The 12,402-nt window shown below is 69.5% G+C and carries 13 protein-coding genes; 6 read left to right on the plus strand and 7 right to left on the minus strand.

The annotated features are described in order from the left end of the window. Together VJ693_RS12855 and VJ693_RS12860 are read left to right on the plus strand one after the other, a co-directional pair. Positions 1 to 452 (plus strand): macro domain-containing protein (locus VJ693_RS12855; protein ID WP_324154662.1); only part of this gene is annotated, 452 nt, incomplete at its 5' end. Next, on the plus strand, positions 449 to 883 hold the full coding sequence (locus tag VJ693_RS12860) for an HIT family protein (protein WP_324154664.1): 435 nt from the start codon (positions 449 to 451) through the stop codon (positions 881 to 883). The genes VJ693_RS12855 and VJ693_RS12860, both read left to right, overlap by 4 nt. A gap of 40 nt (positions 884 to 923) precedes the next feature. Here VJ693_RS12860 and VJ693_RS12865 read toward each other — a convergent pair whose 3' ends face one another. Beyond that, entirely contained in the window at positions 924 to 2,387 is a 1,464-nt protein-coding gene (locus VJ693_RS12865) for a serine/threonine-protein kinase (RefSeq protein ID WP_324154665.1), read from the minus strand. A 582-nt stretch (positions 2,388 to 2,969) separates the two neighbouring features. Here VJ693_RS12865 and VJ693_RS12870 point away from each other — a divergent pair. After that, positions 2,970 to 3,491, plus strand: a complete 522-nt coding sequence (locus tag VJ693_RS12870; RefSeq protein ID WP_324154667.1) for an AgmX/PglI C-terminal domain-containing protein — start codon at positions 2,970 to 2,972, stop codon at positions 3,489 to 3,491. A 160-nt stretch (positions 3,492 to 3,651) separates the two neighbouring features. On the opposite strand, the gene VJ693_RS12875 is transcribed toward VJ693_RS12870, so the two are convergent. The 4 genes from VJ693_RS12875 to VJ693_RS12890 all read right to left on the minus strand — a co-directional run bounded on the left by VJ693_RS12875 (position 3,652) and on the right by VJ693_RS12890 (position 8,035). Next, a complete protein-coding gene (locus tag VJ693_RS12875) occupies positions 3,652 to 4,899 on the minus strand; it encodes a hypothetical protein (protein WP_324154669.1) in 1,248 nt (415 codons plus the stop codon). Between the two features lie 9 nt (positions 4,900 to 4,908). Further along, the gene (locus tag VJ693_RS12880; protein WP_324154670.1) at positions 4,909 to 6,363 is read right to left on the minus strand and encodes a hypothetical protein; all 1,455 of its coding nucleotides are present in this window, start codon (positions 6,361 to 6,363) and stop codon (positions 4,909 to 4,911) included. Continuing rightward, a complete protein-coding gene (locus tag VJ693_RS12885) occupies positions 6,360 to 6,845 on the minus strand; it encodes a hypothetical protein (protein ID WP_324154672.1) in 486 nt (161 codons plus the stop codon). Before VJ693_RS12885 ends, VJ693_RS12880 begins: the two co-directional genes overlap by 4 nt. Positions 6,846 to 6,913: 68 nt before the next feature. Next, positions 6,914 to 8,035, minus strand: a complete 1,122-nt coding sequence (locus tag VJ693_RS12890) for an alkene reductase (protein ID WP_324154674.1) — start codon at positions 8,033 to 8,035, stop codon at positions 6,914 to 6,916. 149 nt (positions 8,036 to 8,184) lie between these two features. Between VJ693_RS12890 and VJ693_RS12895 the strand changes: the two genes are divergently transcribed. Continuing rightward, positions 8,185 to 9,072: a 23S rRNA (adenine(2030)-N(6))-methyltransferase RlmJ gene (locus VJ693_RS12895; RefSeq protein ID WP_324154676.1), complete on the plus strand. Its 888-nt coding sequence runs from the start codon at positions 8,185 to 8,187 to the stop codon at positions 9,070 to 9,072. Position 9,073: 1 nt separating this feature from the next. On the opposite strand, the gene VJ693_RS12900 is transcribed toward VJ693_RS12895, so the two are convergent. Both VJ693_RS12900 and VJ693_RS12905 read right to left on the minus strand, forming a co-directional pair. Continuing rightward, a complete protein-coding gene (locus VJ693_RS12900) occupies positions 9,074 to 9,652 on the minus strand; it encodes a hypothetical protein (protein ID WP_324154678.1) in 579 nt (192 codons plus the stop codon). 128 nt (positions 9,653 to 9,780) lie between these two features. Continuing rightward, entirely contained in the window at positions 9,781 to 11,115 is a 1,335-nt protein-coding gene (locus tag VJ693_RS12905) for a S8 family serine peptidase (protein ID WP_324154680.1), read from the minus strand. Positions 11,116 to 11,185: 70 nt separating this feature from the next. On the opposite strand from VJ693_RS12905, the gene VJ693_RS12910 reads away from it, so the two are divergent. Beyond that, positions 11,186 to 11,680, plus strand: a complete 495-nt coding sequence (locus VJ693_RS12910) for an RNA polymerase sigma factor (RefSeq protein ID WP_324154681.1) — start codon at positions 11,186 to 11,188, stop codon at positions 11,678 to 11,680. 40 nt (positions 11,681 to 11,720) lie between these two features. Further along, positions 11,721 to 12,402: anti-sigma factor family protein (locus tag VJ693_RS12915; protein WP_324154683.1), on the plus strand; the 682-nt coding region annotated here is incomplete at its 3' end.

Consider the following 12,402-nt stretch of genomic DNA (forward strand, 5'->3'; position numbering starts at 1 on the left):
GGCAATTGAAAGCCGCTCTAGCGGGCAGGCAACCCCTGGAGACGGTGACGAAGCCAGGCAAGCAGAGTCGTTATGGAGTCGGTGCAATCGCGACATTGAAGCACGGCCCGCGCTTGCTCTTCTTCTTGGCATATACGCAACTGAATCTGCAAAACAAGGCTGAATCGACGCCCGACACCCTGTGGAAGAGTCTGCTCGCGCTTTGGGAAGAGGTATCGATACGAGGAAATGGGGAGATCGTGTCACTTCCTGTTTTTGGAGGCGGTTTGGCACGGCTATCGAGCCTCCTGCCCGCTCAGGATGCGATCCGCTTCACGGTCCTCTCGTTCATGATTGCTTCTCGCACCAAGAAGGTCTGCGATGAGCTACGAATCGTCGTGCGCCCGGAGGACTACGCAAAGCTTGACAGGCTTGAATTGCAGTCGTTTCTCTCGTCGCTGCGTGCTTCATGAACATAGTCCTCCCAGACGGCGGCGAGTGCGCGTTCTGCGCATATCTCAGTGGACGACGCCCGTACACATTTCTTTCTCGGACTTCAAGCGTCGCCACCTTGGTGACGCGTGAGCAGCGAGGCGAGCCGCATCTGTTGGTGATACCGCTCCGACATGTGTCGACGATTCTTGAACTAACGGACGCAGAAGCGTCGTCGATTGCAATTGCTGTACGCGAGGCTGCCCGGGCAATTGATTGGGCCTATGCACGGTCTGGCATCGCGGTCTGGCAGAACAACGGAGTGCCAGCAGGCCAGACGATCGGCCACCTTCATTTCCACGTCGCCGGAACTCTGGACAGCGGAGGGACAAATTGGGGCGCGGTGCCTGAGCGCTCTATCTCTGAAACAGAGGTCATCGCCGACAGACTGCGGGGCGCCAAGCCGAAGTGAAGCGCCGCTAGGTTGAAGCGGAGCCGCGAGCGGCAGTGGTTCAAGGCTCCGGCAACATCGATGGCCGTTGGTAGCTACCCGAAGCGACCGCGACGAAGCGCGCGATCCACCGTTCGATGAATTGCTCGCGCCCGCCATCTCCGAGGCGGTACGGGGAATGGGCGATGTTCCAGACGTGCATAACGTTGGCCGCGGCATAGTCGGCATCACGCCCGGGCGGTAACAAGCACGGCTCCATGAGGGGGTGCTGACTCTTGACCAGGCACCAGTACGACACCTCGATCCATTCATAAGGCGTGTTTGGCCAGCGGCGCACGTACCAGAGCGAAGCACTGCGGCCTCGGCCATCGCTCTGCGAGACGGCCACCGTGCCGCCGCAAATGACGTCCCAGCCACTTTCATTGAAGGCATCCGGTGAAAGCGACGTGAACTGCCCAACAGACAAAGTCAAGTGACCGTGTCCGAGCGACGCTGATCGGTTGGGCGTGAGACCGTGTCCAAGATCGACCACCGCGATCGGGGCGCTGTCGATGACGCGGTCAAAAAGCGCCCGGGACAGCTCGCTGAGTTCGCGCTGCGCGTCGCGCTGGATAGTGGCGCGATCCCGCTTGGCGAGGGCAGCCGACGCGGCACCAGCCTGCTGCTGCATGTCTTCGGCAGCCAGCTTCGCCGCCAGCGCGGCCAGTTCCTGCCCGCCCGGCGTTTGGGGTGCGGAAGCCTCCCATTCGGCAAACCGCTGCTCCAAGTCGCCCAGTTCTGGGCGCGCGTCGGGGCTCTTACTGAGCATTCGGGCCAGCACTGCCCTCATTCGCGGTGAACCTGCCAGATTGTGTGGCGCGGCCGAGCGGTGCTGCTCGGCGAAGTCCTCCTCGTTCGGCCCGGAGAACGGCGGCTCGCCAGTCATCACCTCTTGCAGCACGCAAGCCAGGGCATAGACGTCGGTCTTATGTGTCGCACGCTCGTTGTTCCACTGCTCGGGCGCTGCGTAGGCACAAGTCAGCCAAGATTTCATCGTGCTCATCGCGGTCTTCGCGTCTGCCTGGCGAGCGATCCCAAAGTCCGCGACTTGCCAGCGGCCATCGAGCCAAAGCAGGTTGCCGGGCTTTAGATCACGGTGCACCCATGTGCTGACTGATATGAGGCCGCTGACCACCGCGTGGGCGATCACGACAGCCTGGGCTTCGCTGAGCTTGCCGTTCGTGTTGAGCTTCTGCGCCAGGCTGTATTCGGCGCGAGGCATCACGATGCAGGCACGGCCACTGTCAGCGTCGATGCCGCAATCCAGTATCGCAATGACGTGGGGGTCCAACTTGCCCAAGCGCTCCGTCGCAAACCTCAGCTCTCGGCTCGAAGCGGCAGGGTCCAAATCGTGGAACACTTTTATTGCCACCGGATCGCCCTTGGCACTGAGGCCCGGATACACCGCCGCAAAACCACCGGGGGCTCCTAATGGCTCGTCGTCCAGAATTGTCCAAGAGCCCTGGGCCAACCTCAGCGTCTTCATCGATCTGATCCCCTTGGCCGCATCCTTGACAGCGGCCTGTGTCAATACTAGCAATGTGCAAGGCTCCGACGCGCGTCGTCAGGGGAACGGCCGCCAACTCCCGTCGCCGAACCAGGGACGAGGGCGACGTACCATCTATTTGTTAGTTGACCGCTTTCCGCGACGCCAGTTATTCGGCAATGAGAATCGACTGTCTCAGACCAGTCTGAAGCTGGCGGACCAACTGTGGGACGACTGGCACCACTCGGCCGCAATGCGGGCAGACAAACTCTTCGATGCAGTTGCGTCAGATCGCGCTCTCGGCCGAACTGAAGCCCGATCAGTAGTGGCAATACGGTCAGTCCGCCACTGTGCCGCAACATGCTCAGTTTCTTGGCGCCCGCCTCCTGGCCGGCTCCGAGGACAATCTCGGTATTGCTTGTACGCTAAGCGCCATCGCCTTGCCCACCGATGAGAACGTCGAGTCGTCCGTTTCGCCTTGCGCTCTTGAGCGCCTTCGCCGCGTGTATACCAGGTGCGGTAACAGCAGGCCAGGTGCGGGACGAAATCCTCGGTGAGCTGAGGAGCAACTGTGCCTCAAGCGTGGATGAGATCCTGAAGCGCGACTTCCAGACAGTGCTCGCCCAGGATGTCGATCGCCGCACGTTCTGCGCCTGTGCGTATGAGCGATTCCAACTGGACCCGTGGCTGGATCGAATTGCCGACATGCCAGCGGAGGAACGTCAGCGGCCGTCGAAGGCATGGCGGTATCTTGATACGGCGTACTTCGTGGCTGGACTCGAGTGCATTCGACCGCTGCCGGTTTGGGAAGAGGCAGGTCGCTCCATCGACGAAATCAGGGCGGTGATCGAGCGGCACAAGGCGAGCTTCTGGGGGATCTACAACCAGGCTCTCAAGAGCCAGCCAACCCTGCAGGGCAAGGTGCAGGTCGACTTCACGATCGCACCATCCGGCAAGGTCACAGCGGTTCGGATGAGTCCGTCCGACTTTGGCGGTGTTGAATTCGCTCAGCGTCTAGGGAGCGCCTTTCTCGCGCTGGACTTTGGCGTCAAGGACGTTGCCGAACAGACCGTCAGGTTTCCGATCGACTTCCTGCCGCAATGACCCGCGCATCCCCGAGCGCCTCTGAAGCAGACCGGTCCCTGGCTCGACACTTAAAGCACTGACCGCTTTCGGCGCTTGCCGACACTTGCGCGTAGGCAGCCGAATGTCTCAGATCAGTCTGAAGCGGTAGTACACCGGTCATTTCTTTGATGAAGCCCGCTCAAATCGCCGCCGGGCAACCCGCTGCCTTGGCCCCATCGGTCACGAGCTTCCACTCCCAAAGCATCTCGATGCGCTGACGGTTGAGCAGGTCGTGGCGCCGGCCGTCCCTCACGATGCCGTCCGCGCCCTTCAACGCGCGCATCTCCTCCACTCGCGAAGCATCGGCCTGGCGCATCGTCTCGAGGCGCGTCGCGAACTCCTCGCACGACAGCTGCAGCGGCGGCGGGCTGTTGTCTGTGAAGACGCCGCCTTGGCGCTCCAGGTATTCGGCCGCCAGTCGAAGGTAGGCCTCCTTGTAGGGCTGGTCGGGCACCTTCGCCATCTCGGTGTAGTCGCTGCGGAAGGCGGCGTCTTCTTCGGAGGTGACCGGCGCGCGCTGCTGCAGCTTGCTCACCAACGCGGCCAGCCGCGAATAGGCCTGCACCATCATCGGGTCCTGCACATGGCGGTCGATGAGCTGGCACTGGCGCAAGTCAGGCAGCCAGTGGCGGCGCCGGTTCACCTCCGCGCCGTGGGGGTTGCCTTCGGCGATGTAGAGCTGCCTCGCGGTCTCGTAGTTGGCGTTGACCTCCACCTCGCACTCCGCCGTGCTCGTCGCACCAAAGGGCCAGCCGCGCGGCGCATCGGGTTGCTCCTGCAGCCATTTCAGGCAGCCCAGCACGGCGTGCACGCTGTCGCCCTTGCATTGCGAGATGCGCTGGGGCCGTTGTTGCTCGGCCCAGGCGCGGCCCGCCGCTTCCTGTGCCTTGCGCTGGTCTTGCATGCGGATGAAGCAGCCGCGCCGGAACTCGCCAGAGCCCTTGCAGTCGGCGCCAACGGCGGGGCGGTGCTCATCCGCCCATGCCTGCCCGGCCACGAACTCGGGGCTGGGCGGCAGCTCGGGCTCGCGCTGCTGGAGCACCTTGCGCACACCGCCTTCGGGTGTCGGCATCTCCACCACCTGCGCCTGCGCCTGCACATTGCTGGCGAGTTTGACGGCCCCGAGCAGCAATGGCCAGGCCAGCACAGCGGCATAGGCCAGCGCAAGCCACCGCGCATCGCGTTGCCGGACGCTGCGGACGAGGTTGAGCAGCAGCTTGAGAAACGCGGCCACGGTGCCGAGCCCAACGAGCACGGCGCCCGCCTCGGCCACCGAATGCAGGATTCCGGTGGTGTCGCCGCTCATGTCGCCGAGCAGGCCCAGCGTCTGCAACGCGAGCGACAGGCCGATGAGCGCGAGGAAGGTGTAGTGGAAGAGCCGTTGCATGGCGGTGCGCTAGCGGGCGGTATCGAGCAGCGCTTGCCAGCGAGCAAGGCGCATGCGCAAAGGATGATTGCCCTCCATTGCAGAGAACTGGGCCTGCAGGGGCTCCAACTCGTTGCGCAGCAGTTGCGCGACCGGCGGGTCGCTCACGAGCGCGCGATGCCAACAGGCTGCATCGGCGCCGATGGTGTCGAAGTCGGGCTCGCACACTGCGCGCACCCAGGCGGCGCGCGTGACGGGGTCGTCGGCGAAACCCTGCAGCACGAGCTGGCCGCTCTCGTCTCGCGGCAGCCAACGCGGGGCCCCGGCTTCTCTGAGGGCTTCTCCGCGTTGCTCCACCAGCAGCAGCGCGGGGTACAGGCCCAGCGCCACTTCGGGCCGCTCCTGCGTGGCCAGCTTGTCGAGGAAGCGCCTGAGCAACAGCGGCTGGAAGGCGGGGTCCGCCTCGGGCAGGCGCGCGCGCACGAGCGCCAGGGTGGTCTCGTCGTGCACGTTCGGCGCGCGCAGCCAGGTGGCGATGCGGCGTGGCCCGGTGCCGATCTGCGGCAGCAGGAACATGACGTCGCCGGCATTGGCCGTGCGGGCGGTCCCTTTCAGCGCGATCTCCTGTGTGTGGTCGTCGAGTTGCAGCACCAGCTTCGCCGGCGTTCCGCCTTCCATCTCCAGCTGCACGCTGGCGGTGAAGCGATGTCCGGCGAGGTCGGCGCCTTCAAAGTCGAGCCATTGCTCGGTACCCTGCAGCCTCACCAGCAGCGCGTCGGAAGGCATCTCGTCCGGCCCGCGCAACGCGACAGGGTCAAGCCGCAGTCGCTCCAACGCGCGCACCACCTGCACCGCTTCGCCAACTTGCACAACCGGTGGAACCGGCGAATAGCCGGAGGCGCGGCGCTCGCGTGCGATCTCCGCGCAGGCGTTCGCCGAGCCGGCGCGGTCGCAAAGCCCCGCCCACCCGCCGTGCACCAGCGCATCCACCACCACGCGTGACAGCAGCTCGATGCTGTCGATCTCGAAGCCGCGCACCGCCAGAGCCTGGGGCTCCAGGCCGCCCGCGCGCCGCAACGCTGCAGCCGCTGCGCGCGACCACGAGTTCTCATGCGCAAGCCGGCTCTCTGCTCGCAGCGCGATCACGCGAGGCTCGAGTGAGACGTCCAGCGTGGCGTTGACTTTCAGGATGCGTTCGATCGGCCACCGTTGCGCTCGGGTGCATTCTGTCTCTGCCGCCTTGACGCGTGCACACGAGTAGCCGGCCTTCGTGAGTCGAGCGACGAACGCAACCTCAGACTGTCCGCGGAAGGCCCAGCGATCGATGCCGTCATAGGCCGCGGACTGCCCTGTGGTGTGGTGTTCGGCTGCGGGGTCTAGCGTGCCGGTGGCCACCTCGGCGCGCCCGCCCTGCAGCAGCACGATTGCTGCGGCCGCAACGAAGGCTGCCGCCAGCATCATGCCCAGGACGCGCAGCTCGGTCATCGTGCGAGCGCGCGGTCGAAGGTGACAAGCCAGGTGTTGGCCGCGCCGGTCTGCCACGTCAGCGTAGGCGCCTGCGAGCCGCGGGCATAACGAGCCTTCGCGACGTGGCGTTCACCCTCGGCCTCGCCGGACTCTTCGTCGACACGGCGGAAGCCATTGCGCTGGAACAGCCCATCGAAGTGCGAGAACACCGCCTGCTGCAGCTGCGCCCGGCTGGCGTCGGACGGAGCGCGGTCTCGCACCGGGCCGAGCCGCAACGCGCCGATCAGCTCCAGCGTCGTCCGATCAGCTTCGACATTGCAGCGATGGACCTGCAGCGCTGGCCGGTAGGGCAGCCGCCAGGCGATGCCTTCGAACGTGGCCAGGCAGCTGCGAAGCGATTCGGTGGGCGTCTGCGCGATGCAAGGGCCCGTGGCCGCCAGGGCCAGCATCGCCGCCACAGTCGCGCCCGCGCTCACACGCCGCCGTTGCTCGCTCCTCATCCCGCCGTCCTTTTACTGTCGAAGGCGAATCATCGCATCGGCGCTGCGCCGGCCGCTCGACGCGTGGTTCAATCCGCCAGGACCGGGTAGTCCGTATAACCGCGCTCGCCGCCGCCGTAGAAGGTGGCCGTGTCCGGCGCGTTCAGCGCCGCGCCCTCGCGCAGGCGCCGGCCGAGGTCCGGGTTGGCGATGAAGGCCTTGCCGAAGGCGACGAGGTCCGCCGTGCGCGCGGCCACCGCCGCCTCGGCCATCGCGCGGTCGTAGCCGTTGTTGACCATCCAGCGGCCGGGAAACTTCGCCCGCAGCGCGGCATAGTCGAACGGCGCGACGCCCTTGTCGGAGAGGTCACGCGCCCCGCCGGTGGCGCCTTCCACCACATGCACGTAGGCCAGGCCCAGCGGCGCGAAGCGCTCGACCGCGCGGCCGTACAGCGCCTGGGCGTGGCTGTCCTGCCCGGCGTCGTTGGCCGGCGTGATCGGCGACAGGCGCACCCCCGTGCGGCCGCCGCCGACCTCCGCCGTGATGGCCTGCAGCACCTCGGTCAGCAGCCGGGTGCGGTGCTCGATCGAGCCGCCGTAGGCGTCGCTGCGGTCGTTGATGCTGTCGCGCAGGAACTGCTCGATCAGGTAGCCGTTGGCCGCATGCAGCTCGACGCCGTCGAAGCCCGCCTGCATCGCCAGGCCGGCCGCGCGCCGGTAGTCGGCGACGATGGCGGGAATCTCGTCGGTGCGCAGTGCACGCGGCTCGGAGACCGGGAAGAAGCCGCCCTGGAGGAAGGTGCGGCTCTTGGCCGCACGGGCGGTCGACGACACCGGCTGCGCACCGCCCGGCAGCAGCGACACGTGCGAGATGCGCCCCACGTGCCAGAGCTGGATCACGATGCGCCCGCCTTCGGCGTGCACCGCGTCGGTCACGCGCTTCCAGCCGGCCACCTGCTCGGGCGTGTGGATGCCCGGCGTGTCGAGGTAGCCCTGCCCCATCGGGCTGATCTGGCTCGCCTCGGTGACGATCAGGCCGGCGCCGGTCTCGGGGTTCGCGCGCTGGCGGTAGTACTGCAGCATCAGCTCGGTGGGCACCTGGCCGGCGCCGGCGCGGTTGCGCGTCAGCGGCGCCATCACGATGCGGTTGGCCAGGTCGATGTCGCCGACCCGGATCGGGTCGTACAGCGTCGGCGAAGAGGTCGGGGTCAAGGTCGAAGTCATGCACCGAAGGCTATCGGAGCCGGCGCGGCTACAGTGCGAGCTGGATCAAGCCCCCACGCGCTCGCGGCCTGTCGCCGCCGGCCCTGCACGCGGCCGCCGGATGAGGCAGGCAGGGGCAACGCACAGAAAGACCCGCCATGCTGGCCTACCGACACGCCTTTCACGCGGGCAACCATGCCGACGTGCTCAAGCACCTGGTCCTCGACCAGGTGCTGCGCTACATGACGGCCAAGGACAAGCCCTTCCGCTACATCGACACCCATGCCGGCGCCGGCGGCTACCTGCTCAAGGGCGCCCAGGCGCAGAAGAAGGCCGAGTACCGCGAGGGCATCAACCGGCTGTGGAGCCGGCCCGACCTGCCGCCGCCGGTGGCCGACTACGTGCACCTGGTGCAGCGCTTCAACCTGCCCGAGCCCGCGCCGGGCGAGCCGGCGCCGGTGCTCGAAAAAGGCATGACGCCGCCGCTGGCGCTCTACCCCGGCTCACCGTCGATCGCCCGCATGCACCTGCGCCCGGGGGATTCGATGCGCCTGTTCGAGCTGCACCCGAGCGATGCGCGCACGCTGGCCGCGCACTTCGGCGGCAAGCACGTGCAGATCCTCAACGAAGACGGCTTCGCCGGCCTGAAGGGCCAGGTGCCGCCGAACCCGCGCCGCGCGCTGGTGCTGATGGACCCGTCGTACGAGCTGGTCGGCGACTACGGCAAGGTCATCGCCTCGATGCGCGACGCGGTGCAGCGCTTTCCCGAGGGGGTCTACCTCGTCTGGTACCCGCAGCTCGCGCGCATCGAATCGGCCCAGTTGCCCAAGCGGCTGATGGCGCTCGCCCCCAAGGGCTGGCTGCACGTGCGCCTGACCGTGGCGCAGACCGATGCCCAGGGCTTCGGCCTGGCCGGCAGCGGCCTGTTCGTGCTCAACCCGCCGTTCACGCTGCACGACACGCTGCAGGGCGTGATGCCCTACCTGGTCGAGGTGCTCGCGCAGTACGAGGGCGCGAGCTACCTCATCGAGGAACAGCCGGCCTGACTCAGCGCTGGGCCGAGGTTTCGGCCGAGGCGCTGCCGTTCGCGCTGGCATCGACGCGACGGCCTTCGCGCGAGGCCTGCGCCGCGCCGGCGCCCTGGGCCGATGCCGGGCCGGCGGCCGCCGCGCCGGCCGTGGCCATGCCGAGCTGGTTCGTCGGCTGCGCCGGCTGCGCGGGCTGGGCCGCCGGGGCCTCGGCGCTGCGCGAGCGCGCCAGCAGCGCCTGACCGCCGCCCTGCGCTGTCGCCCCGGCGCCCTGCGCGGTGGAGCCTGCGGCCTGTGTGGTGGAGCCTGCGGCCTGTGCCGCGCCCGTTGCGCCGCTCGTGGCCGCCGCGGGCTTGTCGGCCGCGGGATCGGCCGGGCGCTGGACGCGCGGCGCGCGAAGCTCATGCTGGGCCTGGCCGGCGAGGTTGCCGCTCAGGTCGGCCTGGCGCGGGCTGAGCGAACCGGCCATGCCGCCTGCGCCGCCGAAACCGCCGCCCAGGCCGCCGCCACCCAGCAAGCCGGCCTGGGCCGACGACACGAAAGCCAGGCCGGCGAACGCGGCGGTGAAGGCAAGGCGGGACAGGTTGTGCGTGTTCATCTGAAGCTCCTTCGGTTCGTTTCGCAGGCGCCGGACCATCCGCGCCTGACAACCTGACAACGAGCCCGCCGGCGTGCTTCTTCCCGCGCTTACAAAGGCTTTCAGCTTCGATCCAGCTTCGACCCAGTTCAGCGCGGCAGGCGCGCGTGAACCTGCTCCGGCGCGACCCGCCGGGCTTCGGCGACGAGACCCCAGCCGAACACCGGGTCGCGGCCCGAGGCGCCCAGGTCCAGCGCGTCGTGCGCGAGCGCCTGCACCGCCGCGCGCGCGGCCGCCGGCTCGGGCGCCGGCAGCCGCGCGGCGAGCAGGCCGGCGACCAGCGGCGCGGCGAACGAGGTGCCGCGCACCACGGTGTAGCCCTCGCCGCCGGGCCCCGCCGCGGCCAACTCGGCGCCCGGCGCGGCAAAGGCCACCTGCGGGCCTTGCGCCGCCTCCGGCAGCACCCGGCGCCGGGCGTTCACGCCGGTCACGCCGACCGCGTCGGCACATGCAGCGGGGTACAACGGGGGCGCCGCGGGGCCGTCGTTGCCGACCGCCGCCACCACCAGGTGGCCGCGCGCCGCCAGCGCGTGCACGGCTTGGTCGAGCAGGCGGTTGGCCGGCCCGACCAGGCTGACGTTGACCACCGCGACACGCTCGCGCGCCATCCAGGCCAGCGCCTGCGCGATGCGCTCGGCCGAGCCGCCGACGGCCTGGCCGCAGTAGACGTCGGCCGCGTGCAGCGTGGCGCCCGGCAGCGCGCCGGCGAACGCGCTGTCCTGCCCGACCAGCAGCGAGGCGACGGCCGTGCCGTGCGGGCTGCCGATCTCGGCGCCGTCGCAGCCCCAGCGGCGGACCGGCGCGGCGCGCAGTGCCGGGTGGCGGCTGTCGACGCCGCTGTCGATCAGGCCGACGCGGCCCGTGCCCGCGGCGCTCGTGGCCGCCGTGGGCGCCAGCCCCGCGGCGCCGGGGGGCGCCGCGCTCGGCCCGGCGTCGCCGCTGCGCGTATAGACATGGTTGAAATCGGCCGCCAGCGCCGGGTCCTGCGCCCGCAGCCAGGCCAGCGCATCGGCGGTCGAGCGCCCGCGCGGCGCCTGCAGCACGACGCTGCGCAGGTCGTCCAGCCCCGGCAGCGGCTCGTCGCGCAGCACGGCAAAGCCCTCGGCCCGCGCCGCCGCCAGCAGCGCGGGCGACGGCGACACCAGCAGCAGCTCGCCGCGCAGCACCGGCTCGCCGGCCGGGTCGGCCTCGAGCAGGTCGGCGTGCTCGCGCAACAGCGCCTGCACGGTCTGCCGGCGCAGCGATGGCACCGGGGCGTCGGCCAGGCGGTCGATCGCCCGCCCGGGCAGCTGGGTGGGCAGGGCCGGCAGCGTCGGCAGGCCGCCCGGCAGGCGCAACTGCGCCTGGGCCGCGCTGCTGCAGGCGAAGATCAGCAGCACGGGAGCCAGCGCGCGGCCCAGGCGACGAACGGGCAGAAGTTTCACGATGCCAGCATAACGACGGCGGGGCGGAAGAAAATCCCGCCGCCCGACGTTGTCGACACAGAACCCCGACATGACTGCCCCGCCACCTCCCGCCCTGCACGACGCCATCGCCGCGCTGCTGCCGCGCCTGCGCCGCTTCGGCCGCAACCTGACGCGCCACCGCGAAGACGCCGACGACCTCGTGCAGCTGGCGGTGGAGCGCGCGTTGTTGCGTGCCGACCAATGGCAGGCCGGCACGCGGCTGGACAGCTGGCTCTTTCGCATCATGCAGAACGCCTGGATCGACGAAGTGCGCGCCCGCGGCCGGCAGGCCGAGACCTTCGCGCCCGAAGAAGAAGGCGCGCAGGTCGGCGTGTCCACCAGCGACAGCCAGATCGACGCGATCGCGGTGCGCAAGGCCGTGGCGCGATTGGGCGACGAGCAGCGCGCGGTCGTCGCCCTGGTGCTGGTCGAAGGCCTGCCGTACAAGGAGGCGGCCGAGGTGCTGGGCATCCCGATCGGCACGCTGACCAGCCGGCTGGCCCGGGCGCGCGATGCGCTGCAGGCCCAGCTGTCGCCCCCGTGAGCCCGCTCGCGGCGTCTTGCGAACAACTTTCGAGAACCCCATGGACCCGACCCCGACGATCAGCGACGAACAACTGATGGCCTATGCCGACGGCGAGCTCGCCCCGGCCGAGCGCGCCGCCGTCGACGCCGCGCTGGCGGCCGACCCGGCCCTGGCCGCGCGCATCGCGCAGCACCGCGCGCTGCGGGCCCGGCTGCAGCAGGCCTTCGACACCGAGCTCGACGAACCGGTGCCCGAGCACCTGCAGCAGGCGCTGCGGTCCACGCCACCCCGCAGCGCGCCGGTCATCTCGCTGGCCGAGCGGCGCGCGGCAGCCGAGGCGGCCGCCGCGCCGCGGACCGCGCGCGGCGGCTGGGCCTGGTGGGGCGGCCTGGCGGCCAGCGTCGCGTTCGGCGTGCTCGTCGGCCGCCTGGCGCTGCCCGGCGGCGACACCGCCCCGCCCGGCTTTGCGCTGAGCGAGGGCCGGCTCGTCGCGCGCAGCGGGGTGCAGACGGCGCTGGACACGCTGACCACCGGGACGCCCCAGCCCGGCGCCGCGGTGGCCGTGCCGCTGAGCTTCGTCGACCAGCGCGGCCGCTATTGCCGCAGCTTCACCACGTCCGCCTCCGCCGGCCTGGCCTGCCGCGACGGCACCGACTGGGTCGTGCAGATGCTGGTCGAGGCCGCGCCGCCGGCCGCGGGCGAAGGCAGCCGCCAGGCCGCCAGCCCGCTGCCGCCGGCCT

The organism is Ideonella sp. (assembly GCF_035254525.1).
GTDB lineage: Bacteria > Pseudomonadota > Gammaproteobacteria > Burkholderiales > Burkholderiaceae_C > Ideonella.